This window comes from uncultured Planktomarina sp. (assembly GCA_943788425.1).
In the GTDB taxonomy this organism is placed as follows: Bacteria; Pseudomonadota; Alphaproteobacteria; order Rhodobacterales; family Rhodobacteraceae; genus Planktomarina.
On the sequence record CALSQF010000006.1, the window covers coordinates 356,352 to 377,806 of the forward strand.

At 54.9% G+C, this 21,455-nt stretch carries 21 protein-coding genes; 7 read left to right on the plus strand and 14 right to left on the minus strand.

What is annotated here, in order from left to right; all coding sequences use genetic code 11:
• The first annotated feature begins 1 nt into the window (after nucleotide 1).
• Nucleotides 2-601: a glutathione S-transferase family protein gene (locus ABLW18_RS07460; RefSeq protein WP_347824198.1), complete on the plus strand. Its 600-nt coding sequence runs from the start codon at nucleotides 2-4 to the stop codon at nucleotides 599-601.
• Nucleotides 598-1,644, plus strand: coding sequence for a saccharopine dehydrogenase (locus ABLW18_RS07465; protein WP_347824199.1), 1,047 nt, complete (start codon nucleotides 598-600; stop codon nucleotides 1,642-1,644). Before ABLW18_RS07460 ends, ABLW18_RS07465 begins: the two co-directional genes overlap by 4 nt.
• Nucleotides 1,645-1,843: 199 nt before the next feature.
• Here ABLW18_RS07465 and ABLW18_RS07470 read toward each other — a convergent pair whose 3' ends face one another.
• The 5 genes from ABLW18_RS07470 to ABLW18_RS07490 are packed head-to-tail and all read right to left on the minus strand — an operon-like array spanning nucleotide 1,844 to nucleotide 6,424.
• Entirely contained in the window at nucleotides 1,844-2,578 is a 735-nt protein-coding gene (locus ABLW18_RS07470) for an SDR family NAD(P)-dependent oxidoreductase (RefSeq protein WP_347824200.1), read from the minus strand.
• A 6-nt stretch (nucleotides 2,579-2,584) separates the two neighbouring features.
• Complete coding sequence (locus ABLW18_RS07475; protein WP_347824365.1) at nucleotides 2,585-3,130, minus strand: DUF3833 family protein; 546 nt, start codon at nucleotides 3,128-3,130, stop codon at nucleotides 2,585-2,587.
• A gap of 2 nt (nucleotides 3,131-3,132) precedes the next feature.
• Nucleotides 3,133-4,374, minus strand: coding sequence for an MFS transporter (locus ABLW18_RS07480; protein ID WP_347824201.1), 1,242 nt, complete (start codon nucleotides 4,372-4,374; stop codon nucleotides 3,133-3,135).
• A complete protein-coding gene (locus tag ABLW18_RS07485) occupies nucleotides 4,371-5,126 on the minus strand; it encodes a DUF1365 domain-containing protein (RefSeq protein ID WP_347824202.1) in 756 nt (251 codons plus the stop codon). Before ABLW18_RS07485 ends, ABLW18_RS07480 begins: the two co-directional genes overlap by 4 nt.
• Nucleotides 5,123-6,424 carry an FAD-dependent oxidoreductase gene (locus tag ABLW18_RS07490; RefSeq protein ID WP_347824203.1) on the minus strand — a complete coding sequence of 434 codons (1,302 nt, stop codon included), beginning with the start codon at nucleotides 6,422-6,424 and terminating at the stop codon, nucleotides 5,123-5,125. Before ABLW18_RS07490 ends, ABLW18_RS07485 begins: the two co-directional genes overlap by 4 nt.
• 121 nt (nucleotides 6,425-6,545) lie before the next feature.
• On the opposite strand from ABLW18_RS07490, the gene ABLW18_RS07495 reads away from it, so the two are divergent.
• Both ABLW18_RS07495 and ABLW18_RS07500 read left to right on the plus strand, forming a co-directional pair.
• A complete protein-coding gene (locus tag ABLW18_RS07495) occupies nucleotides 6,546-7,196 on the plus strand; it encodes a sigma-70 family RNA polymerase sigma factor (protein ID WP_347824204.1) in 651 nt (216 codons plus the stop codon).
• Entirely contained in the window at nucleotides 7,193-7,843 is a 651-nt protein-coding gene (locus ABLW18_RS07500) for a ChrR family anti-sigma-E factor (protein WP_347824205.1), read from the plus strand. The genes ABLW18_RS07495 and ABLW18_RS07500 overlap by 4 nt, the downstream gene beginning before the upstream one ends.
• Here the strand turns inward: ABLW18_RS07500 and rmuC are convergent.
• The 8 genes from rmuC to ABLW18_RS07540 all read right to left on the minus strand — a co-directional run bounded on the left by rmuC (nucleotide 7,838) and on the right by ABLW18_RS07540 (nucleotide 18,759).
• A complete protein-coding gene (gene rmuC / locus ABLW18_RS07505) occupies nucleotides 7,838-8,977 on the minus strand; it encodes a DNA recombination protein RmuC (RefSeq protein ID WP_347824206.1) in 1,140 nt (379 codons plus the stop codon). The genes ABLW18_RS07500 and rmuC overlap by 6 nt on opposite strands.
• Nucleotides 8,974-10,785, minus strand: coding sequence for a DNA mismatch repair endonuclease MutL (mutL, locus tag ABLW18_RS07510; RefSeq protein WP_347824207.1), 1,812 nt, complete (start codon nucleotides 10,783-10,785; stop codon nucleotides 8,974-8,976). Before mutL ends, rmuC begins: the two co-directional genes overlap by 4 nt.
• A 34-nt stretch (nucleotides 10,786-10,819) precedes the next feature.
• Complete coding sequence (locus ABLW18_RS07515; RefSeq protein ID WP_347824208.1) at nucleotides 10,820-12,124, minus strand: pitrilysin family protein; 1,305 nt, start codon at nucleotides 12,122-12,124, stop codon at nucleotides 10,820-10,822.
• Nucleotides 12,121-13,455: a pitrilysin family protein gene (locus tag ABLW18_RS07520; RefSeq protein ID WP_347824209.1), complete on the minus strand. Its 1,335-nt coding sequence runs from the start codon at nucleotides 13,453-13,455 to the stop codon at nucleotides 12,121-12,123. The genes ABLW18_RS07515 and ABLW18_RS07520 overlap by 4 nt, the downstream gene beginning before the upstream one ends.
• Nucleotides 13,456-13,530: 75 nt before the next feature.
• Entirely contained in the window at nucleotides 13,531-14,013 is a 483-nt protein-coding gene (gene lspA, locus ABLW18_RS07525; RefSeq protein WP_347824210.1) for a signal peptidase II, read from the minus strand.
• A gap of 1 nt (nucleotide 14,014) precedes the next feature.
• Entirely contained in the window at nucleotides 14,015-15,601 is a 1,587-nt protein-coding gene (gene purH / locus ABLW18_RS07530) for a bifunctional phosphoribosylaminoimidazolecarboxamide formyltransferase/IMP cyclohydrolase (protein WP_347824211.1), read from the minus strand.
• 41 nt (nucleotides 15,602-15,642) lie between these two features.
• Nucleotides 15,643-17,346 carry a heparinase II/III family protein gene (locus ABLW18_RS07535; RefSeq protein ID WP_347824212.1) on the minus strand — a complete coding sequence of 568 codons (1,704 nt, stop codon included), beginning with the start codon at nucleotides 17,344-17,346 and terminating at the stop codon, nucleotides 15,643-15,645.
• 78 nt (nucleotides 17,347-17,424) lie between these two features.
• A complete protein-coding gene (locus tag ABLW18_RS07540; RefSeq protein ID WP_347824213.1) occupies nucleotides 17,425-18,759 on the minus strand; it encodes a transcription antitermination factor NusB in 1,335 nt (444 codons plus the stop codon).
• Between the two features lie 43 nt (nucleotides 18,760-18,802).
• Here ABLW18_RS07540 and ABLW18_RS07545 point away from each other — a divergent pair, with 43 nt between their 5' ends.
• Nucleotides 18,803-18,982 carry a DUF1674 domain-containing protein gene (locus tag ABLW18_RS07545; RefSeq protein ID WP_347824366.1) on the plus strand — a complete coding sequence of 60 codons (180 nt, stop codon included), beginning with the start codon at nucleotides 18,803-18,805 and terminating at the stop codon, nucleotides 18,980-18,982.
• 46 nt (nucleotides 18,983-19,028) lie between these two features.
• On the opposite strand, the gene dapB is transcribed toward ABLW18_RS07545, so the two are convergent.
• A complete protein-coding gene (gene dapB / locus ABLW18_RS07550; RefSeq protein WP_347824214.1) occupies nucleotides 19,029-19,838 on the minus strand; it encodes a 4-hydroxy-tetrahydrodipicolinate reductase in 810 nt (269 codons plus the stop codon).
• A 79-nt stretch (nucleotides 19,839-19,917) separates the two neighbouring features.
• Here dapB and rbfA point away from each other — a divergent pair, with 79 nt between their 5' ends.
• Nucleotides 19,918-20,358, plus strand: a complete 441-nt coding sequence (gene rbfA / locus ABLW18_RS07555; RefSeq protein WP_347824215.1) for a 30S ribosome-binding factor RbfA — start codon at nucleotides 19,918-19,920, stop codon at nucleotides 20,356-20,358.
• A gap of 51 nt (nucleotides 20,359-20,409) precedes the next feature.
• Complete coding sequence (gene truB, locus ABLW18_RS07560; RefSeq protein ID WP_347824216.1) at nucleotides 20,410-21,315, plus strand: tRNA pseudouridine(55) synthase TruB; 906 nt, start codon at nucleotides 20,410-20,412, stop codon at nucleotides 21,313-21,315.
• The last annotated feature ends 140 nt before the right edge of the window (nucleotides 21,316-21,455 follow it).

Here is a 21,455-nt window from a genome sequence, read left to right on the forward strand (position 1 = left end):
TATGCTAAAACTTTTTGCCACCAAGGGCACTATTTCTGTCGCTGTTGCGCTTGTACTGGAGGAAATAGAGGCCGATTATGAGCTGTGTTTGATTGATTTTGCGGCCAATGAACAGCGCAGTCAGGCTTATTTGGAGGTTAACCCGAAGGGCCGCGTTCCAGCTTTGGTCACCGCGGGCGGCATATTGACCGAGACTGCGGCGATGCTGGAATATATCGCCCCGCATCTGCTGCCAAAGGATGCGTTTGAATGCGCCAAGCATCGCGAGATATCCTATTATTTTGCCGCAACCATGCATCTAAATCATGCACATAAGTTGCGTGGGTATCGCTGGGCTGATCTGGAAACCTCCTATGAGGATATGAGAGCGAAAGTTCCACAAACCATGGCCGAAAGCTGTGCCTGTGTGGAGGATGTGATCATCGGGCCTTATATATTCGGAGCACAGTTCACCCCGGCCGACGCCCATCTTTTTGCAATTACACAATGGTTGGCCGGCGATGGGGTGGAGATCCAAAATTATCCGAAGTTGGCACAGCTGCAACGGTTGGTTGCTGCGCGTCCCTCGGTTGCCAGGGTCGCTGAGAAAGGTCTTTTATGACCCACATTTGGATTCGCGCAGAAGAGCGTCCGAATGAGCAACGCGTGGGCGTGACCCCGGGCGGTGTGACTGCACTTGTCCAAGCCGGGTTTCAGGTGACTTTGGAAGAAGATCCGTCTCGGGCTATTGCGCTGGCCGATTACATTGGGTGCAGCTTGGCCGCGACAGGATCCTGGCGCACGGCCCCCAAGGATGCGATCATCTTTGGATTGAAAGAGTTGCCAGAAGACGACAGCCCGCTGGTGCACCGGCACATCATGTTCGGCCATGCCTATAAGGGCCAGCCGGACGGCGTGCGCTTGTTGGAGCGGTTTAAGCGTGGGGGCGGACGGCTTTATGATTTGGAATATCTCACCGATGACACCGGGCGTCGCGTCGCAGCCTTCGGCTATTGGGCTGGATATGCCGGGGCGGCCGTTGCGCTCAAATGCTGGACGGCGGCACGCAGCCGCGCGCTGTGCGCTCCTTTGCAGACCTTTCCTTCTGCAGGGGCCCTGCAAAAATATATCGCCGAAGATCTCAGCACGGATGTGCGCCCAAAGGTGATTATTATCGGGGCGCTGGGCCGCGTGGGCCGCGGAGCGCGTGATTTTTGCCACGCCATGGGCGCTGAAGTGACCGGCTGGGATATCGCGGAAACTGCGCAGGGTGGACCATTCCCGGAAATTTTGACGCACGATATTTTTCTCAATTGCATCCTTGCCAGCGCGTCAGCTCCAGAGTTTGTACCGGCGTCCGCCGCAAGCGCGCTGCGGAACCTTCGGGTCATTGGCGACATTGCATGCGACCCGGGCAGTGCCTTTTCTCCCATAAAAGTTTATGACCGCACCACAAGCTGGGAGCATCCCGCTTTGCGCGTTCATGACAATCCGATTTTGGATGTCACTGCGATTGATAATTTGCCGTCACTCTTGCCGCGTGAAAGCTCGGAGGATTTTGCCGCACAACTTTTGCCAAGCTTACTGGGTTTGCACGATATGGAGCAGGGCGTTTGGAGCAAGGCAGGCGCGCAGTTTGATCACCACCTAAAGACCATTGCATAATTCAAAGATGTGGAAAAGTAGGGCTGCGCCTGCCGGGGGGGCAGGCAGGCACGGCCCGGTTTTGCCACCGGGCTCGAAATATCTGCTGTGATTATTTGCTATGCGGAGGTCTTACCGGGCGAGGAAGATTTAGCGAAATGCGCGTTATGCAGCGGTCTCCACTATTGATATTGGGCAAAGACGCGGTTTTTTGAAACCCTCAGCTCTTACCAAAAATCTTGAAATATAGCCATTCAGGCAGAAAGCGACTGCCTCGAAAAACCCCAGAAAATAAGCGCGGAAAGCTGTATTGAAATCGCGCAGTTTCCATGTGGCGCAGCATGTGATCGGCGGCTTGTTCCGGCGACATTATAAAGGGCATTGCAAAGGTATTTTTATCGGTCAGGCGGGTTTTAATAAAGCCGGGATTGGCCAGTTGTACTTTGATCCCCGTGCGGTGCAAATCGGCGCGCAGGCTTTCTGCCAAGGCCATAAGTCCCGCTTTTGAGGGCCCGTATCCAATGGCACCCGGAAGACCCCGAAACCCAGAAAGAGAGCCGGTCAGCACAATATGCCCGGCGTCACGCGCCAGAAACGACTCCATCACTTGATCTAGCACCCGGAACGCGCCGGTGAAATTGATATCGGCCATGGCCATTGCCTGTGTGCCATTCCACTTTTGTGCGGGCATGGGCCAATAGACCCCTGCTAGAAACACCACCCCGTCCACATGCCCCAACCGCGCTCCGGCGGCTGCGACAGACGCGCTATCGGCCAGATCCAAAGGCAAAACCTCGGCCGGGCCGGGAAGCGCATCGGCCAAGGCCTGCAAACGTGTCTCCGAGCGGGCCGATAAGATAAGCTCCGCGCCTGCGGTACTCATCTTATGAGCCAGCGCCCGGCCAAGCCCCTCACTGGCACCTATGAGCCAGTATCGTTTTGCCGTATAATTCATCGTGGATCACACCGCCGGCAGAGGTCGCATTGTGGCGACCAGTTCTGCAACTTTGAAGCCAAATTTTCGAAACTGGCTCCGGTTCATGATGGCGCCATTGTCCATAAGATACATCCAATCTGTGACCTTGAGTGCATGGCCACCGGCCTCTTTGTTGAGTTTAATTTCATAAGAAAGCATCACAGTTGCGCCCGATTGCTGCCCGTGGCCTGTCCCGATTAAATCTGGTGCAGTGGCCTGAATTTGGCCATTCTTACTGAGTTTCAAAGTCCATTCGCGATGCTGAATGGTGCCGCTGTCGTAGTGAAATTCTTCAGTCATACGACCTTCGTTGCCCTGCCACTCTGCAAACATCTGAGCGACAAAGCGAGTGCTGACGCGGCCAAAAGGACCATAGATCACCCCTTCACAGAGCATTGGCCCTTTGAGGACCTCTCTGATGTCGAACACAGGCGTGCTGGCGACATAGTGCCGCGGGCGTTGGGCTCTGAAGCCGGTCGCATAGCGCAGGCCAAGCGCCAGAGCGAGTGTGGCCAAGATGATGAAAGTCATGGTCATATCTGTTCATCCTGCAATGGGGTTTTGATTAGCAAGCCAATCGCAACCAGTTTTAATACGAGCGGGCAAACCGCGTAGAGCAAAGTCAGGGTCAAAAGGGCCTGCTCGGTTTGCTCTGGAGCCGTGGCGTCGAATCCTGCCCGGTCCAGAATTGGGAACACAGCTATGGCGGCAGCGGCTAGGGTCAACTTGCTCATCAAAGACCAAAGTCCAAAACCTTGTCCCCCGCTCGGGGCGATGATGGACAATCGTTGTGCGAAGACCGCCGGTAGAAGTGTCAAATCTGCGCCGATGCTGGCGCCCGAGGCAATGCAGACCAAAGCAAAATAGGCCACATCCCCGCCGCGCAAAAATGCCGCCAAGGCAAAGACGACAATAGCCAGGCCCATGGCGCAGACCAAGCTTTGGCGCGTGCCAAATCGCTGGGCGGCCTTGGCCCAAAGTGGGGCGGAGCCAGCGGCGCAGAGGAAGAAGATCAGCAGCAATCCACCGGCCCAAGCGCCTGCTTGCAGCCGATGTGTGACAAAAAACAAAAATAGCGTGGATGTGACGGCCACTGGCATTGCATTGACAAAGGCTAAGATCAACAGTCTGCGTGCCGGATCATCGCGCCAGATGCGGGCGAAGTTGGATGGCTCACGGGGCGCCGTGCCGCCCCATTGATGTCTCATCATCCAAGCGGCCAAGAGGCCACACCCGGCAAACCCGAGGCTAAAGCCGACCATAGGTGAGGTGGTCCAGATCGTAAGTAGGGCGGGCGCTACGGCCGCCAAACAAATACCAATTAGCCCGCCGGTTTCGCGCCAAGCGGCCAGTTGCATATGCCCGCCAGGCAGATGAGAGGCCGCCGAAATACCTTTAGCATAAAAATTAATTGTCAGAAAGCTAAAGGCGCTGAACAGCCCGGTCATTGAAAGGGCGAACCACAGTAAAGGCGTGGTGCGCGGTGGGATGGCAAAAAGCAATATTAAAGATCCGATCAGGATGAAAACTGAAAAACCGATCCAAAATCCACGTTCGCGGCCAAGCCGTTCAGATATCCAACCAAATAAGGGATCTTGCACCGCATCCAGCAGGCGCAACCAAAACAGCACCGCCGCTATGGCCGTCAATCCCGTACCATAGTTTTGCGCATAGAAGCTGGGCGCAAAGATATAGATGGGAATTCCAGCAGCGGCCAAAAACCCTGCAAAAACCGCAAAGGCAGGCAAAGACGGACGGGATGTGCTGGCGGTCATCGGCTTATGTCGCTTTGTGGGGCCTCTGGGCAGGAGCGAAACCGCGCCCTGCGTAACCATAGCTTTATCGCCTGCCAATGGATCAATGCCAAAACCCGGCGAGACCCGAGGGGGCGCCGCAGAAAACCACTCAGGATGGAGGCATTGGACAGGGGCTGGCGGGGTCCGACCAGAGTTGCAATCAGACCACCTCCAGCTCGATAATATTCAATCGAAATTCCTATACGCTCTGCGCGAATATCAAATTGGAACCTGTAATCACCTTCGATCGGTTGAAACGGCGAGACATGAAAGATTTTTTGTGCGCGCACGATGTCTTTGGCTGTGATGGGAGACAGATCATCTTTGTGGCACAGGTAGCTGTGTCTTTGGCCGAAGGTATTGCTGACCTCGGCAATCACTACCCGCAGCGTGTCTTGCGCATCCATGCAGAGCCAGAAGCTCACTGGATTGAACACGTGGCCGAGCGAGCGCGGTTGGGCTAAAAGCAAGATTCGCTCTTGGCCCGGTAGATTTTGCGCCTTTAAAACATCGTGGGCCCAGGCCAGGCCACGCCCCGCTTTTGGGGCGCCGCCGTGGTCGCTGTCAAACAGGCTCATCAGATTAAACTGATTGCGTGAAAAAAGGGTTGGTCGGGAAACGTCTGCGACCAAATCAATCAGCACATAATCTATCGCATAGCGGAAGGCATTGGAAACTGGCCCTTTGCGCCCGTGATAGGTATGCGCCTTGATGTGGTCGAGGCAGGTCATTCAGCGGCGGCCAAAATAGTCGCTTTTTGCGCCATCAGGCGTCGGGCCGCTTCGATGCCTGTGGCCAGGCCATCTTCGTGAAAACCATTGCGCATCCAAGCGCCGCAAAACCAGGTATGATTTGCGCCATTGATGTCGCTGATAAGTTGCTGCGCCTTCAAAGCTGCGGTGTCGAAAACTGGATGGTGAAAAGTGTGGTGATCATAGATTAGGGCTGAATCAATATTGCGCTGGGTGTTCAAGGTAACAAAACAAGGGTCATCTTTGGGCAAGCTTTGCAGACGGTTGATCCAGTAGGTCAGATCAATACGGTTCGATCGACGATCTTTATCTTCGGTATAAACCCATGACGCCCAGGCGGCCTGACGTTTGGGCATAATGGAGCAGTCTCCATGCAGGACCATCTCATTGGGCTGATATTTCACGGCGTCCAAAGCTTTATGTTCGAGACGGTTCGCATCACTGAGCATGGATAGCGTGATGTCGGAATGCGTGGCGAAAATCACCTCATCGAAGGCCTCAAGGCTGCCATCCGTCATAAGCAACTCAACGCCCAGCGGGTTGCGCCGGACTTGCGCCACGGGGCTTGACAGACGAATGTCAACATTGGCCCCCACCAAGGCACTTTGCAGGCGACTGACATATTCACGCGAGCCGCCGCGCACCGTGCGCCATTGATGTTGTCCACCGGCGCCGAGAAGAGCGTGGTTCTTCATGAAATTGATCATCGCCTGCGCAGGAAAATTAAGAATTTGCGTGATTGGTGTGGACCAAATTGCGCCTGTGAAGGGGGTAAGGTAATAGTCGCGGAACCAATCGCCGAGCTGCCATTTATTGACCAACTCACCGATGGTAATCGCAGGATCAATCAATTCACTATTGGCGCGTTTATTGAACTTTAAGATATCGCGGATCATGCCGTAAAATTTCGGTCGGACCAAATTTTGTGGCTGGGCAAATACCGCTTTCGGGGCCAGGAGCCCATATTCCAACCAGCCACCGTCAATAGACGCACCGAAGCTCATGTCTGAGTCCATCACTGGCACGTCCAGCTCTTTGAAAAGCCGAATCAAATGTGGGTAGTTCACGTCATTGAAAACCAAAAACCCAGTATCTACTGGTAAGTCGCCGTTTTTTCCGGCCATAACCGTCCGCGCGTGGCCGCCGAGCTTTGGAGCGACTTCAAACAAAACCACTTGGTGTGAATGGCGTAACTCATAAGCGGCTCCCATGCCTGATATGCCGCCACCAATCACAGCAATACGTTTCGCGCCCATCGGGGCATTCTCAAATGGCATAGGCACGTCCTTCATAATTACTTAAACTCTGTACGCTGGGCGCGCGGGTTTGGATTACTTTTGAAACGGTCAAGTTTTTTCTGATCCAAATGGTTTGATACGGCGTAACCATACCATGAGAATGAATTTGGATATAGTGCAAGAAACGGGTGCATCTGATCGTCAGGTGGCCTATGCTGCATATAATTCAAATGCATTTGACGACCAGAAGGCAAGCATTCGCGCCGTGACAAAAACCATCCCGAAAAATATATGGGTTGATCATCTGAAGCGTATTCAGACAGACCAAGACCAGCAGGCCTTCGCGGAGCTTTTCGGATATTTTGCGCCGCGAATAAAAGCTTTCTTGATGAAATCAGGCGCGGCGCCAGGCATGGCAGAAGATTGCACCCAAGAGGTTATGGCTACCCTGTGGCACAAGGCACATCTTTTTGATCCCAGCCGGGCCAGTGTGTCCACTTGGATCTTTACCATCGCCCGCAATAAAAATATTGACGCATTGCGCAAACAACGGCGCCCCGAACCCGAGGAGCTGACTTGGGGTCCTGAAGCGGAGCCGGAAGCCTCTGATATTTTAGTGATGCAACAAGAATCAGAGCAGCTGAGCCAAGCGATGAAATCTTTGCCTGGCCAGCAGCGTGAATTGATTGAAAAAGCCTATTTTGGCGACCTCAGCCATGGCCAAATTGCAGCTGAAACCGGTCTGCCCCTTGGCACCATCAAATCGCGCCTTAGATTGGCCTTATCGAAACTCCGCCAGACGATGAAATGAACATAATGAACAAGATCACCCATCACCTTTCAGATCAACTTTTGATCGGCTATTCCGCAGGCACATTGCCGGAGGCTTTTAACTTGGTCGTCGCCACGCACTTGTCGATGTGTGATGAATGCCGGGCGGCTGCGCTAAGCTATGACTCTATTGGTGGGGCGCTATTGCAGGAGCAGCCGACCGAAGATTTGGGCGCCGCAGCTCTGTCCAAGACTTTGGCGTTGATTGCCAAAGGTTCAAAAGCTGCGGCGCCAGCGCCGGCTGGCAGTGATCTACCCGATCCCTTGAGCGCCTATATTGGCGGCGGTTTGAACGATGTAAAATGGCGGCCCATTGGTTTGGGGGTGCGGCAGGCAGTATTGAAAACCTCGCATGCTGCGACAGCGCGGTTGCTTTACATTCCCGCCGGTGCAGCTGTGCCGGATCATGGGCACCGCGGCACGGAATTGACACTCGTGCTTAAAGGCGCGTTCAGCGATGAAACTGCGCGCTTCGCGGCGGGTGATGTTGAAGTGGCTGGAGAGGATCTGCATCATAAGCCTGTGGCTGAGATTGGGCATGACTGTATCTGTCTTGCCGTCACCGATGCACCGTTGCGGTTTAGCGCATGGATTCCGCGGGTGGCGCAATCTCTTTTCCGGCTATAGTTTCGGCAGGGGCGCAACCGGTTCAATCGCTTCGACCTCTTCAAAATCGAAATTGTCCAATTTAGTAGCGCGCTTACCGGCGCGCTCTGCCGCTGTGCTGATACCTTCGATATCTTTGCGCGCTTGGTTGAAATGGGTGTTGAGCTTGTCTACCCGATCGACCACCAGCTCGACATCCCGATGCAATTGCCGCAATGCCGTGCGAATGGCGCCGGCTTGTTCGCGCATCCGCGCATCTTTGAGGATTGCACGCATCGTGTTCAATGTCGCCATACAGGTGGTGGGGGAGACAATCCACACGCGCGCTTCAAACCCTTCGCGGATCAATTCGGGGAAATTTGAGTGTAACTCGGCATAGACAGCTTCAGACGGCAAAAACATGATCGCCCCGTCAGCGGTTGTCCCCTCTAGGATATATTTCTCTGAAATGGCCTTGATATGGGCTTTCACAGAGGTTCGCATAAATTTGACGGCGTCTTTTGTTTCAAGCTCGGTCGTGGCGTTGCGCAGGGCCTCATAGGCCTCCAGCGGAAATTTGCTGTCTATGACGATTGGGCCGGGTGGATTGGGCAGGTGGATCAAGCAATCGGCACGCTTGCCATTGGGTAGGGTGGCTTGCCAAGCATAGGCATCCGACGGCAGCGCTTTGCTGACGATCTCTTGCAGTTGGATTTCGCCAAAGGCGCCGCGTGTCTGCTTATTGGCCAAAATATCTTGCAGGCTGAGTACGTCGCCAGAGAGTTTTTGGATAGTGTCTTGAGCCTTGTCGATTGTGACTAGGCGCTGTTGTAATTCGCCCAATGAATTGGCGGTGGTCTTGGCATTTGTGGTCAGGTTGAGCGTCATTTGCTCCTGAACCGCCGCCAATCGAGCCTCCATCAACTTAAGCATATTGTTTTGTTGCGCGGCTTGCGCCTCTGAAACTTGGGTCAGGCCACCGGCCAATTGTTGCTGCCCGTCGCCAATGGTCTGCACTCTTTGGTTGAGATACTCCATTTGACTTGTCAAAGGCGCTGTGGCCTGTGCCGCGCGCCCCGCTGCGCGGGCCACCATCAATAATAAAACCATCACCACAAGGGCAAAACCGCCAGCGGCCGCCATCAAGATCAAGGTTATTTCAGGGGTGACTATCATGTGCGTCCAAACAATTTTTCAATATCGCTCATCGCCAAACTGACATAGGTGGGGCGACCGTGGTTGCATTGGCCTGAGTGCGGGGTTGCTTCCATTTCGCGCAACAGTGCATTCATCTCATCGGCTTGCATCCGCCGGCCCGTTCGTACCGAGCCATGACAGGCCACGCGGCTCAGTATCGCCTCTAGCTGCGCTTGTAAGCTTTGCTGCGTGCCCCCGTCCGACAGCTCATCGACAATATCCAAAACCAACCGCTGCACATCCACATGGCCCAAAAGGGCAGGTACGGATTGCACGGCAACGGCGCCTTGGCCGAAGGGTTCGATGCTCAGACCCATTTGTGACAAGGTCGCGTTTTGCTCCATCAATAGGACCATATCTCCCTCGGACAGGCTGATGACTTCTGGAATCAATAACGCTTGTGCGCCTACGCCGGTGTGTGCCATCTGAGTTTTGAGTTTTTCATAGACCAAACGCTCATGGGCGGCATGAGCATCCACGATGACCAAACCGTCTTTGGTCTGTGAGAGGATGTAGTTTTCATGCAACTGTGCCCGCGCCGCGCCCAAGGGACGATGCTGGGCCTCAATCTGTGGTGCGTCTTCAAGCCGTGCCGAAGGCTGGGGATCAAACATGGTGGCGGTCTCAGCCAGACCGGAGTATCCCGGTGCATTGCGCGGGCGATCCATTTGGTAGACCCGTGGTTGGCCCGTTAGTTCGGGTGTAAAGGCGCCGAGAGCTGCACTGGATACGGTTGTAGAGGCGCGGTGCCCCGCCTCGGCCAGCGCATGGCGCAGCCCCGAAACGATGAGGCCTCGGACCATGGCGGGCTCGCGAAACCGCACTTCTGATTTCGCAGGATGGACATTTACATCGACAAGTGTTGGCTCACATTCCACAAATAACGCCACCGCCGGGTGACGGTCGCGCGACAGAAAGTCTGCATAGGCTCCGCGCAATGCGCCAAGCAGCAATTTGTCCCGCACGGGGCGGCCATTGACGAAGAGATACTGTGCTACGGCGGCTCCGCGAGAATAGGTCGGAAGGCCCGCAAAACCTGTAAGATTTACCCCCTCGCGTTCCGCATCCAGGGCAATTGCGTTGTCAACAAAATCTCGGCCCATGAGCTGCCCCAAGCGCCCTCGGAGCGCCGAGAACATATCGCCCTGCTCGGCTTGAACTTGGAAGACCATCCGGCCAGTGACGGTGTCGCGCAGCGAGAATGCAATCGCGGGTTCTGCCATGGCCAATCGCTTGACCACATCGGCAATAGCCTGCGCTTCAGCGCGATCAGAGCGCAGAAATTTGAGGCGGGCTGGTGTGGCGTAAAACAGATCTCGCAGGGTTGCACGGGTTCCCGGCTGCATCGCGGTAGGGCGTACCGGGCTTAACTTGCCACCCATGACTTGTAATTCTGCGCCGGAGCCTGTCGCTGTGCGGCTTGTCAGCGTCAGCTTGCCCACCGCGCCCAAGGATGGAAGAGCCTCGCCTCTGAAGCCAAAACTTTGGATATTGAGCAGATCAGAGCCATCGATTTTGCTTGTGGCATGGCGTGACATGGCCAAAGCTAGATCTTCGGACGCAATGCCACAGCCGTTGTCGGTGACCTGTATCAACCGCTTGCCACCGTCGGCATAGTCCACGTCGATACGTGAGGCGCCGGCATCAATGGCGTTTTCCACCAATTCTTTGATGGCAGAGGCCGGGCGCTCTACAACTTCACCAGCTGCAATTTGATTGATTGCTGCTTCATTCAATTGCCGAATGATGGGTTGGCCTTGGCCTATATTGGGGTCAGGTTTGTGCATACTACAATCCATAGCATGTCCGCATCCGATTCTGCTAATCTTCCTTGAGCCCTGTTGGCTGTCCCACCACAACAAAATTCAAGGCCTCTGGCTGGAGCAACCGCGCAGCAACGCGATTGATTTCAGACAGGGTGACCGCGTTGATTTTTGCGTTGCGGGTGTTGATGTAGTCCAGCCCTAAACCTTGGCGCTGCATGCCAACTAAGATCCGGGCAATCTGTGAGTTGCCATCGAACCGCAAGGGGTAAGCGCCGGTCAGATAGGTTTGGGCCGCCTGCAATTCTTCGGCGGTGACCCCGTCACGGGCCAGCTTGCTCCATTCGTCACGAATGACCTCAATGGCCGCGCCAATTCGGTCATTGGCACTGGCGACCTGTCCCAACATCACATTGGCACGATCTTTGGTGAGCAGAACTGTCGAAATTCCGTAGGTGAGTCCACGTTTTTCGCGCACTTCCGCCGTTAGCCGGCTTTCAATGCCATTTCCGCCCAGAATGGTGTTAAGAGTAAAGGCCGCAAAAAAATCAGGATCTGTGCGATCAATGCCCTTATGTCCAAAAATTGCGACGGACTGAGGTGTGGGTATATCAACCACGGTCAGACCGGCAGGGATGTCCAGCTCCAAAAGCGGCGTTTCGAGGGCAGATCCTGCCGGCAAGTCGCCGAGCAAATCGTCCAGAATGGGTCCAAGCTCTTCGGCTGTAATATCCCCAACAGCCGAGATTGAAACGGCATCCCGCACCAGAAGGTTTTGGTGCGCAGCCAGCAAATCTGCGCGAGTGAGGGCCGTGATGGAGCTTTCTGTGCCTTGGTAAGAGGCTCCATAGGCGTGATCTCCGAAAGCCTGCGCTACCCAAACGCGCTGCGCTGTGTCGGTTGGATCTTGTGCATTTGTGGCCAGAATTGAGAGCACCTGTTGGCGCACCCTTTCAACGGCGTCTGTATCAAAACGGGGCTTAATTAACGCGGTTTTCAAAAGGGCCAAGGCCTCGGCTCGGTTTTCTGTTAAAACGCGCACCGAGATTGACAGCGTGTCATCGCTCACATCAAAGCTGAAAGAGGCAGATAGCGCTTCTCTTGCCGATGCGAAGGCTTGCGAGTCCAAATCTCCCGCGCCCTCGTCTAACAGTCCGGTCATCATATATGCTGCGCCGCGCTTGTCCGGGGGATCAAGAGCCGCGCCGCCCGAAAACATAATGTTCAAAGCGGTGAAAGGGATTGCGGGTTCTTCCAGGACCCAAGCAGAAAGGCCTCCCGGGCTTGTGACAGTTTTGACAGAAACATCAGCCTGTACCGCTCCAGCCCACAGCAGGGCTCCGAGGATGAAAATGCGCATCATTCTGTTTCCTCCCTTGGTCCCATCATCCATCCGGTCACAGAGGCTTTTTCATCAAACAGCCGCTCGGCAATCTCCATGACCTCTTTTGGGGTGACGCCTTGCAAGATCTGCGGCCAGGCCTGCACATCTGCAACCGTTAGCCCTTGGGTTAGGGCCGCGCCGTAGCGCCGGGCAATGCCTGAGACATTATCCATGGCGTAAATCTCGCTGGCACGAAATTGGGATTTGATCCGCTCAAAGCGCTCAATATCGATTCCATGAGTCAAAAAATTTGTAATCGTGGCATCTACGGCGTCTTCAATTTGTTGCAATGGCACACCGGGTGCAGGCACGGCCACCAGACTAAAAGAGCTAGGGTCCAAGGCCGTTGGTTTATATTGGGCGCTGGTGTAAATTGCTTGGCGTGTGTCATATTGCAAGGCTTTGCCCAGAACAGAGGTAGCGCCCGAGCCCCCTAAAATTTCTGCGAGATAGACCAGAGCAGCGGCGGTACGTTGATCGCCACTGTTGCGCTCGGGTGCGAGATACGCGCGGGCAAAAAATGGCTGCGCTACGCGCTCATCGCGAAAAATCACGCGGCGGGCTGCTCGATGCGGCGGCTCTTGCCTGCGGGCGCGTGGTGTGACCGCCCGATTGGCCGGCACCACGCCGTAGTATTGCTCCGCCAAGGCTTTAACCTCTTCAGGGGTTACATCACCCGCCGTCACCAATACCGCATTATTAGGGGCGTAATGCTGTTTGTAAAACGCCATAGCGTCGTCGTAATTGAGGGTTTTCAGCTCATGCATCCAGCCAATGATGGGCACGCCATAGGGGTGGTTCAGGAACAAAGCTGCCTGCAAATGTTCGTTAAACAACGCACCAGGGGCGCTTTCTGTGCGCTGGTTGCGCTCTTCAATCACCACATTGCGCTCAACGGTAATGTCGTCGGGGGACAGCTGCAGCCCTGTCATACGATCTGCTTCCATCTGCATCATCAAATCTAAACGATCCGCAGCTACCCTTTGGAAGTAGCCGGTGTAATCAAGACTGGTGAAGGCATTGTGTGACCCGCCATGCGCTGCAACCGTGTCGGCCAGCTCACCGGCTGCTAGGTTTGCAGTTTTTTTGAACATGAGATGCTCAAGAAAATGCGCGATCCCAGACTTTCCTGGTGGTTCATCGGAAGATCCAACTTTGTACCAGACCATATGCACAACCACTGGCGCGCGGTGGTCTTCGATCACCACGACTTGCATGCCATTGTCGAGCATGAAGTCCGTGGTTTTGCTTTGGGCCAGAGCTTCCACTGGAACAAAGAGACATAAAATGGCAAATAGTTTATTGAACATGAGCCTTCCTTTGGAACGTGTCTGCGGTTGGTTGTGCAATTATGTCCTTAGCGATGAAGGTCAAAATACAGCAATCTAGTTGGATTGGTCAGGCCTTTTGGTGTCACTGGCGAAAAACATTATACCTAAGAGGCCGGCAAAAATAGCAATATCAGCAACATTAAATGCGAAGGGGTTGCGCAGCCCGCAGCATGTGATGTTGAGAAAATCTGCCACACTGCCATATAGGACGCGATCGACCGCATTGCCTAAAGCGCCGCCAATCACCAGACCCGCGCTCATCAGGGCGATGGGACGGGTTTCGCGGCGCATCCAATAGGCAACGATGCCGCAAATGCTGAGAGCTATGGCAATCAAGATCCAGCGCGTTGCGGGGCCGTTACTGGAAAATAGACCAAAGTTGATGCCGCTGTTCCAGGCCATGTGAAAGTGAATAAAGCCGGGCCAAACGCTAATTTCTCCGCGCTCAATCAAGTTCATATAAAATACCACTAGGTATTTTGTAATCTGGTCCAGCGTAAAAATGGTCGCTGCGCTTATGAGTAAGAGTCTCTGCATATCAGTGCCTAAAGTGTCTCATGCCAGTGAAGACCATGGCCAGACCCGCTGCATCTGCGGCGGCGATAACCTCGCCGTCGCGCATCGAGCCGCCTGGTTGGATCAGCGCCGTGGCGCCGGCCTCAAAGGCTGTGATTAACCCATCTGCGAAGGGAAAGAAAGCATCGGAGGCGACCACGGAGCCTTGTGTCAAAGGCGCCTCAAGCCCAAGAACCTCCGCCATATCCTGCGCTTTGCGCGCGGCGATGCGTGTGCTGTCGACCCGGCTCATTTGCCCGGCGCCGATGCCAACAGTTGCACCGTCTTTGACATAAACTATGGCGTTGGATTTGACATGTTTCGCCACTTTCCAAGCAAAAAGTAGATCTTGCAATTCGAGCGCTGTTGGCGCGCGTTTGGTCACAACTTTCAAATCGCTTGGCAAAATTTGGCCCGTATCCTTGTCCTGCACCAGATAGCCGCCAGAGACCTGGCGGATGGTTTGGCTGGCGGCGGTGACATCTGGCAAAGCGCCCATGGTCAATAATCGCAGGTTCTTTTTCTGGGCAAAAATCTGTTTGGCCTCTTCGTCCGCATTGGGTGCAATCACAACTTCGGTGAAGATTTTACAAATTTCAGCGGCCGTTGGACCATCCAAAGTTTGGTTAAGCGCGATGATGCCGCCAAATGCACTGGTTTGATCGCATTGGAAGGCGGCTTGATAAGCTTTCACAAGGCTGGCAGCTTGGCTGACCCCGCAGGGGTTGGCGTGTTTAACGATCACACAAGCTGGACCGTTTTTTGGATCAAATTCGGCGACTAACTCCACTGCTGCATCGGTGTCATTGATATTATTGTAGGAGAGTTCCTTGCCCTGATGTTGCACCGCAGTGGCGACTCCGGGGCGTGCTTGCCCGTCGGTGTAAAAGGCTGCGGATTGATGGGGGTTTTCGCCGTAACGCAGCGTTTGCGCCAATGTGCCCGCAGCAGCTTTCCGCCGGGGGGTGGCATCCAACGTCTTGGCGAGCCAATTTGAAACAGCGGTATCATAGGCCGCCGTGCGGGCATAGGCATTGAGCGCGAGTTTTTGGCGAAAGCCATACCCGGTCGCCCCATCATTCTCATCTAATTCTTGCAGCAGCGCGTCATAGTCTTCGGTATCGGTGACCACGGATACAAACCCATGGTTTTTTGCAGCTGCCCGGATCATCGCAGGACCGCCAATGTCAATATTTTCAATCGCCGTGTTATAATCTGCGCCTTTGGCAACGGTGGCCTCAAAGGGGTAAAGATTGACAACCAGAAGGTCGATCCCTGCGATCCCATGCTTTCGCATTGCAGCCAGGTGCTCAGGATTGTCCCGCAGGGCCAGTAGCCCGCCATGCACATTTGGATGCAGGGTCTTAACCCGCCCATCCATCATCTCCGGGAACCCGGTCACATCGGCCACGTCCGTCACAGGCAATCCCGCATCGCGCAAGGCTTTTGCTGAACCGCCGGTTGACAGCAGTTCCACCCCCCCATCCGCAAGCGCCTGACCGAGTTCGAGCAGCCCAGTTTTGTCTGATACGGAGATTAACGCGCGTTTGAGGTCTACAAGCTGTGTCATTGGTTATCCTACGAATGTGCCACGCCCGACCGCCTGGCTTCTTAGGAGGCCTTTTGAGGGTTTTCGCTGGCTTTGGCCAGTGACCAACGGACGCGGGTGGTGATTTCTTTGATCATACCGTTCAAAACAATCTGCTTTGACGGGCGCGGGAATTGGCGGCCATCCTCAAAATAGACACTGTCATCCAAGGTCAATTCAATGCCTGGCTGACAGCGAAAGACCCAAATTTCACCCGTTGCAAGAGTTAGGGAAATCGAATCTGAACCAGCGTCGAGATTTGGCGTCACCTCTGGGTGCAGATGAAAGCGAATAAAAAACCGCAGCGGCGTGTCTGATTTAGCCTGCGCCGCTTGCAAAAGCTGCACGTCGCTCTCATCTGGAGCGTAAAGCTCATCCTCGCCCACAAGCCCCTTGCTGTCGACCGGCAGATCAAGCGTGCGCGCATGGATCAACCCGTGGCTTTTTTGATAGCCATTGTGGTTCATCTGTAACCTTACCCCATCCACGGCTCGGGTTTTTTTCACCATCACGAGGTGGGGTGTTTCGGCAAAGGGGCGGTCAGCATTGCGTTTTGGTGGGCCAAAGCTGGAGGAAGACAGCCCGTCAATCGCCAATGTTGCATGGGAGGCGGTGGTGCGGCCGGCTTGGTGCCAATCTTTGCCAAATCGCAGGCCTGATCCACAGTTTACGATGACGCGCGTGCGCCCGACTGAGAGCTCAAAGGCGCAGGTGGATGCGTGGCTGGTAAAGCGCTCCTGGCCGAGAGGCGGGGCGGCGGCATCGGCGATCACGGCCGTCGCACCGGATGAGAGGCGGGCAAATCCCATCGCCGAATCCTGTAGAGTGCTGGCGCGGATTCCCGAGATGGCGAGTGCTTGATCCAAGACATATTCGCTGCCTTGGCCACCTCCGTGAAAACGCGCTAAAGTGCCGTCACCATGACGCAGTCCGCGCAGCACCGGTGCGACCCGTGCAAGGCAGCTCGTCAACGCCTCCGGAATGGGCGCATGCGTCAATTCGAGTGATTGTTTGACCCAAGTCAGCACACTGAAAATATCTAAAAGTTCTTCAGGATTGCGTGAGGCAATCGTGCCATGAACATCTATCTGGTCTTGGCACTCCTTAACCAAGGCCATCAGCGCGGCGGGCTGGTGGCTTTGCATCCCAGCCAAAGATTGTGCCGCACAGATTAGCCCGGCCAGGGCTTCGAATCGCCCGCGTCCGGGGGGCAGGTGCCGCCAAGATGTACTCAGTAAACTGGTTTGCAGGGCCATAGACCGCAAAACCTTATCGTGCTGGTTTTGCGACAGGCCGTGCAGCAAAAAGGTTGAATGGTTGATCCAACGGTTCAAACGTCGACCGGTGACCTCTGCGCTCCAGCCGGGCCCAAGCCCCATGCCAAATCCATCAATCCAATCCAAAACCCAGGCCTGAGCTGTGCACTTGGCGCGAGCATCGCCATAGGTGGCCAAGTCATCGAGCCATCGAAACCCATGCAGTTCAGCGGCAAAAAGAGTGGAGGGCGGTTTGTGATTCCATATTGAATTCTCGCCAATGTCCATCACATGGCCGGTGAACACAATTTTTCCTGAGAGAATCAGCGATCCGCGATCAAAATCGCCCGTTGTCCAAGGCTCGGGCGTCGCGATCAAACCCACTTTCGGCTTAGACCAGACCGCCAAGCGCAACAGCCAGCGATATCGGAGTTGCATTAGCCAAGACAGTTGATGAGAATATTGGGTCACAGGCTCAGGCGATCCTAAAAATTGAGTGTTTCGAGGTTTTTATACGTCGAACACCTTACCCTGTCACCCTGCTAAATATCACCCGTGTCGGTTCATTCGGATGAGATAAAACCCATCCATTCCACCAAGCTCGGACCAATAATCTGGGCGCAAGCGAAAACCACCCTCTTGGGTGCGCCAAGCTGGATCCATACCCTGAGGCAAACCCGTATCCGCGGTGAAATCTTTATGTTCGCGTAAGAAATTCTCTGCCTGCACTTCTCCCTCATCTGGAATCAAAGAGCAGGTGCAAAACACCAGCTTGCCGCCGGGTTTCACCCGGCCTGCTGCTGCATTAAGCATTTGTGTCTGAAGCTCTATCAGCTCTGAAATGCCTGTGCCATCCTTGGCGAAGGGCAAATCTGGGTGGCGGCGAATTGTTCCAGTGGCAGAACAGGGCGCATCAAGCAACACGGCATCAAATTGCCTTGGATCTTGCCAGTAAAGAATATTTGCCACCACCAGTTCGGCGGCCAATTGGGTGCGGGCTAAATTTTCGGCCACGCGCTCCATCCGATTGGCGGAGATATCTAAAGCAGTGATAACACCACCTTTGGCGGCCATTTGCATGGTTTTCCCGCCAGGCGCAGCGCAGACGTCTAACACGGTTTCACCTGGCGTCAGCGCCAAAGCGGCGGCAGGCCAAGCTGCTGCGGCATCCTGCACCCACCATTTGCCCTCTGCGAAACCCTCAAGGGTCGAAATTTGCCCGATCTCGCCCAAGCGCAGGGATCCATTTGCCAAGGGCGTGCCGCCTAAAGTAGACGCCCAGGTTTCTAGATCGCCAGTGACGGTTAAATCAACGGGTGCGCCGCGCATATGCGCGGTTTCGATGGCCATAATTGGACCATTACCATAGGCTTCGCGAAGGGGGTTGCGCAGCCATTTTGGCAGCATTTGCACGGGTGATTTGTCCCATTTTCCGGTTTCATCTGCGACGGCCTTGCGTAGCACAGCGTTGATCAGACCTTTGTAAGGACGGGTTTGATTGGACGCGGAGCAAATAGAGACCAAATCATTGACCACAGCATAAGCTGGAGCGCCCATCCCGGCGATTTCAACCAAACCCAGACGCAAAATATTCAGAACTTCCACAGCCGGTAGCTTGGCCAAATGGGGTCGCAAAGCCCGATCTGCCCGGCCCACATGACGGAGGGTGTGGGTGGCCAAACGCTGGCTGCGGGCGCGATCTTCGGGTGCCAAGGCTTGGAATTCATCGGACTGTATCAATTCAGAAAGCTGTTTATGCTCAGTCATCACACCGTTTAATATTTGCACAGCCGCTTGTCGTGGCAGGTTCAAAACGGGACGCTTGTGGGTTTGACCGGCCATGGAAAGTCCGGGGCGACCTGATTTTTGTGGGGGGCGGGGCATGAGCTATCCTTGCGATCTGATGAAAGCGGCGTATATCAGCCTTATGACAGAAAACAAGAAACCCGATCTCAAAGCCGCGGCCGCGCGTGCACTGGCTGAAGCAGAAGCCCGCAAAGCGGCACAACCCGAGCAAACCCTGCCGTCGGAACTTGGCGGGCGCGACGGGCCCGAGCCCGTGCGTTTTGGCGACTGGGAGCGCAAAGGTATCGCGGTGGATTTTTAGGAGCGTCTGGCTGTTGTCAGCACTGTTTGGACTCTGGAACGATATTTTACAGCCCTAAGACATCCATCATATTATATTGACCAGGCTGCTTGCCTTGCCCCCAAAGTGCAGCTTTCAGTGCGCCGCGGGCGAAAATGGCGCGGTCGGTGGCGATATGGCGTAGAATGATGCGCTCGCCGGCGGACGCGAACAGCACATCATGTTCGCCCACGATATCGCCGCCGCGAATCGCGGCAAAGCCGATATCACCGCGTTTGCGGGCGCCTGTAATGCCATCGCGGCCACTGTCGCGCATATCGCTCAATGAGACACCGCGTCCTGTAGCGGCAGATTCCCCAAGCATGAGGGCGGTACCAGACGGGGCGTCGATTTTGTGGTGGTGATGCGCTTCGATAATTTCGATGTCAAAATCCTCATCCAAGGCGGCGGCGACAGTTTCAGTAATTTTGGTGAGGAGATTTACGCCAAGCGACATATTGCCAGCCCGCACGATGACCGCATGGCGGCTGGCCGGCTCGAGCTTTTCTAGGTCTTCTTCGCTCATGCCTGTGGTTCCGATGACATGCACGGCGCGGGCTTGCGCGGCGAGGGCGGCGAATTCTAGCGTGGCGGCCGGGGCGGTGAAATCAATCACGGCCTGGGACAGTGCAAATGCCTCAAGTGGTTCATCTGTAACAACCACGCCAACGGCTTGCCCGCCCATAGCTTCGCCTACATCGCAGCCAACCCAGGGGTGTCCTTTGCGCTCAACTGCGCCGACAAGCCTTGCTTTATCACTGTTCAAAACAGTTTGAAGCAGCATTTGTCCCATGCGCCCAGAGGCGCCGGTGATGGTGATTGCGGGGGTTTGAGCCATAACATTCTCCTTTCCTGCTTATGTGGAGCAAAGTTTTGCCACTTGCAAACCTATTGGTACAGCGCCTATGACCCCTTCCATGGCACAAAGCAGATCACATAAAAAATCCGGACCGTCGCAACGGCAGCTGAAAGTTGGCGAGGTCATTCGCCGGACCTTGTCGGAAATACTGGCCCGCGACGAGATTCACGATCCGGAACTGAATCGCATTTCCATCACTGTCTCAGAGGTGACCACCTCGCCAGATTTGCAGATTGCGACTGTATATATCATGCCTCTGGGCGGTAAGCTCTATGAGGAGGCGATTGCGGCATTGGCGCGTAATAAGGGCCAGATTCGCAGCATCGTTGGTCGTAAGGCAGGGTTGAAATTTGCGCCTGACTTGAGATTTCGTATTGATGAGACGTTTGACCGAATAGACAGCACGCGCGCCTTATTTGAGCGCGAAGACGTGCGCCGCGATCTCGCGCCAGATAGGGAGGTTGGGGATGCAGTCGATTCGGGTTCTCAGCGCGATTGACCTGCTGCGCTGCCCGGGCTAGGGCAGCCGCCTAAAACGCATGAGGGACTTATGGGACGCACACGCAAGGGCCGGGATGTTTCCGGTTGGGTCATTGTTGATAAACCCGCAGGCCTGACCAGCACGGCTGTGGTCAATAAAATTCGTTGGGCATTTGATGCCAAAAAAGCAGGCCATGCGGGAACTTTGGATCCCGAAGCCACTGGGCTTTTAGCGGTAGCGCTGGGCGAGGCGACGAAGACCATCCCCTTTATCACAGATGCAACGAAAGCGTACGAATTTACAGTAAATTTTGGCGCTGCCACCAATACTGACGACGCGGAGGGGGAGGTGATCAACACCTCGGATGAGCGCCCCAGTGATGCGCAGATTATTGAGGCTTTGCAGGGGCTTCTTGGCGAAATCATGCAGGTGCCGCCGCAATTTTCCGCAGTGAAAATTGATGGGCAGCGGGCGTATAAATTGGCGCGTGCGGGCGAGGAAATGCAGATTGCCGCCCGGCCGCTTTGGGTCGAAGAGCTGTTGCTGGCTGACCGGCCTTCAGCGGATCAAGCGGTTTTGGAAATGACCTGCGGCAAGGGCGGATATGTGCGTTCTATTGCGCGGGACTTGGGTGAGGTACTGGGCTGTTATGGCCATGTGGCGCAATTGCGTCGCCTCTGGTCGGGCCCGTTCGATTTGGCACAGGCGATCAGCCTAGAACAAATTGAACCCTTTGCGAAAACGGCTGAGATTGACCAGTTCTTGTGTCCCTTGGAAGACGGTTTGGCGGATCTGTTGCAGGGAACAACCAATGCGGAAGGCGCGGCAAAACTGCGCAATGGCAATCCAGCGATTTGTTTTACCAAAGCAGAGTATGGTGATGAAATTTGGGTCAGCTATGAGGGCAAAGCCCAGGCGATTGGCCGTTATAAATCTGGCGAAATCCATCCCGCGCGGGTAATTTTGCAAGGTTAAATGCCACTCTATTTGTGACGCTTTGCACACCACTTGATGGGTCACGGCATGCCGATTTTTGACCAAACTGAACGGATGTTCAAAAAAATTGATTGACCTTTGACAATCCGCAGTCAATCTATCTAATCAGAGCCTATGAA

Excerpts from the sequence above, each read along its gene's own strand:
- ABLW18_RS07460 (WP_347824198.1), top strand. The coding sequence starts at position 2 with ATGCTAAAACTTTTTGCCACCAAGGGCACTATTTCTGTCGCTGTTGCG.
- ABLW18_RS07465 (WP_347824199.1), top strand. The coding sequence starts at position 598 with ATGACCCACATTTGGATTCGCGCAGAAGAGCGTCCGAATGAGCAACGC.
- ABLW18_RS07470 (WP_347824200.1), bottom strand. The coding sequence starts at position 2,578 with ATGAATTATACGGCAAAACGATACTGGCTCATAGGTGCCAGTGAGGGG.
- ABLW18_RS07475 (WP_347824365.1), bottom strand. The coding sequence starts at position 3,130 with ATGACTTTCATCATCTTGGCCACACTCGCTCTGGCGCTTGGCCTGCGC.
- ABLW18_RS07480 (WP_347824201.1), bottom strand. The coding sequence starts at position 4,374 with ATGACCGCCAGCACATCCCGTCCGTCTTTGCCTGCCTTTGCGGTTTTT.
- ABLW18_RS07485 (WP_347824202.1), bottom strand. The coding sequence starts at position 5,126 with ATGACCTGCCTCGACCACATCAAGGCGCATACCTATCACGGGCGCAAA.
- ABLW18_RS07490 (WP_347824203.1), bottom strand. The coding sequence starts at position 6,424 with ATGCCATTTGAGAATGCCCCGATGGGCGCGAAACGTATTGCTGTGATT.
- ABLW18_RS07495 (WP_347824204.1), top strand. The coding sequence starts at position 6,546 with ATGAATTTGGATATAGTGCAAGAAACGGGTGCATCTGATCGTCAGGTG.
- ABLW18_RS07500 (WP_347824205.1), top strand. The coding sequence starts at position 7,193 with ATGAACATAATGAACAAGATCACCCATCACCTTTCAGATCAACTTTTG.
- rmuC (WP_347824206.1), bottom strand. The coding sequence starts at position 8,977 with ATGATAGTCACCCCTGAAATAACCTTGATCTTGATGGCGGCCGCTGGC.
- mutL (WP_347824207.1), bottom strand. The coding sequence starts at position 10,785 with ATGCACAAACCTGACCCCAATATAGGCCAAGGCCAACCCATCATTCGG.
- ABLW18_RS07515 (WP_347824208.1), bottom strand. The coding sequence starts at position 12,124 with ATGATGCGCATTTTCATCCTCGGAGCCCTGCTGTGGGCTGGAGCGGTA.
- ABLW18_RS07520 (WP_347824209.1), bottom strand. The coding sequence starts at position 13,455 with ATGTTCAATAAACTATTTGCCATTTTATGTCTCTTTGTTCCAGTGGAA.
- lspA (WP_347824210.1), bottom strand. The coding sequence starts at position 14,013 with ATGCAGAGACTCTTACTCATAAGCGCAGCGACCATTTTTACGCTGGAC.
- purH (WP_347824211.1), bottom strand. The coding sequence starts at position 15,601 with ATGACACAGCTTGTAGACCTCAAACGCGCGTTAATCTCCGTATCAGAC.
- ABLW18_RS07540 (WP_347824213.1), bottom strand. The coding sequence starts at position 18,759 with ATGCCCCGCCCCCCACAAAAATCAGGTCGCCCCGGACTTTCCATGGCC.
- ABLW18_RS07545 (WP_347824366.1), top strand. The coding sequence starts at position 18,803 with ATGACAGAAAACAAGAAACCCGATCTCAAAGCCGCGGCCGCGCGTGCA.
- dapB (WP_347824214.1), bottom strand. The coding sequence starts at position 19,838 with ATGGCTCAAACCCCCGCAATCACCATCACCGGCGCCTCTGGGCGCATG.
- rbfA (WP_347824215.1), top strand. The coding sequence starts at position 19,918 with ATGGCACAAAGCAGATCACATAAAAAATCCGGACCGTCGCAACGGCAG.
- truB (WP_347824216.1), top strand. The coding sequence starts at position 20,410 with ATGGGACGCACACGCAAGGGCCGGGATGTTTCCGGTTGGGTCATTGTT.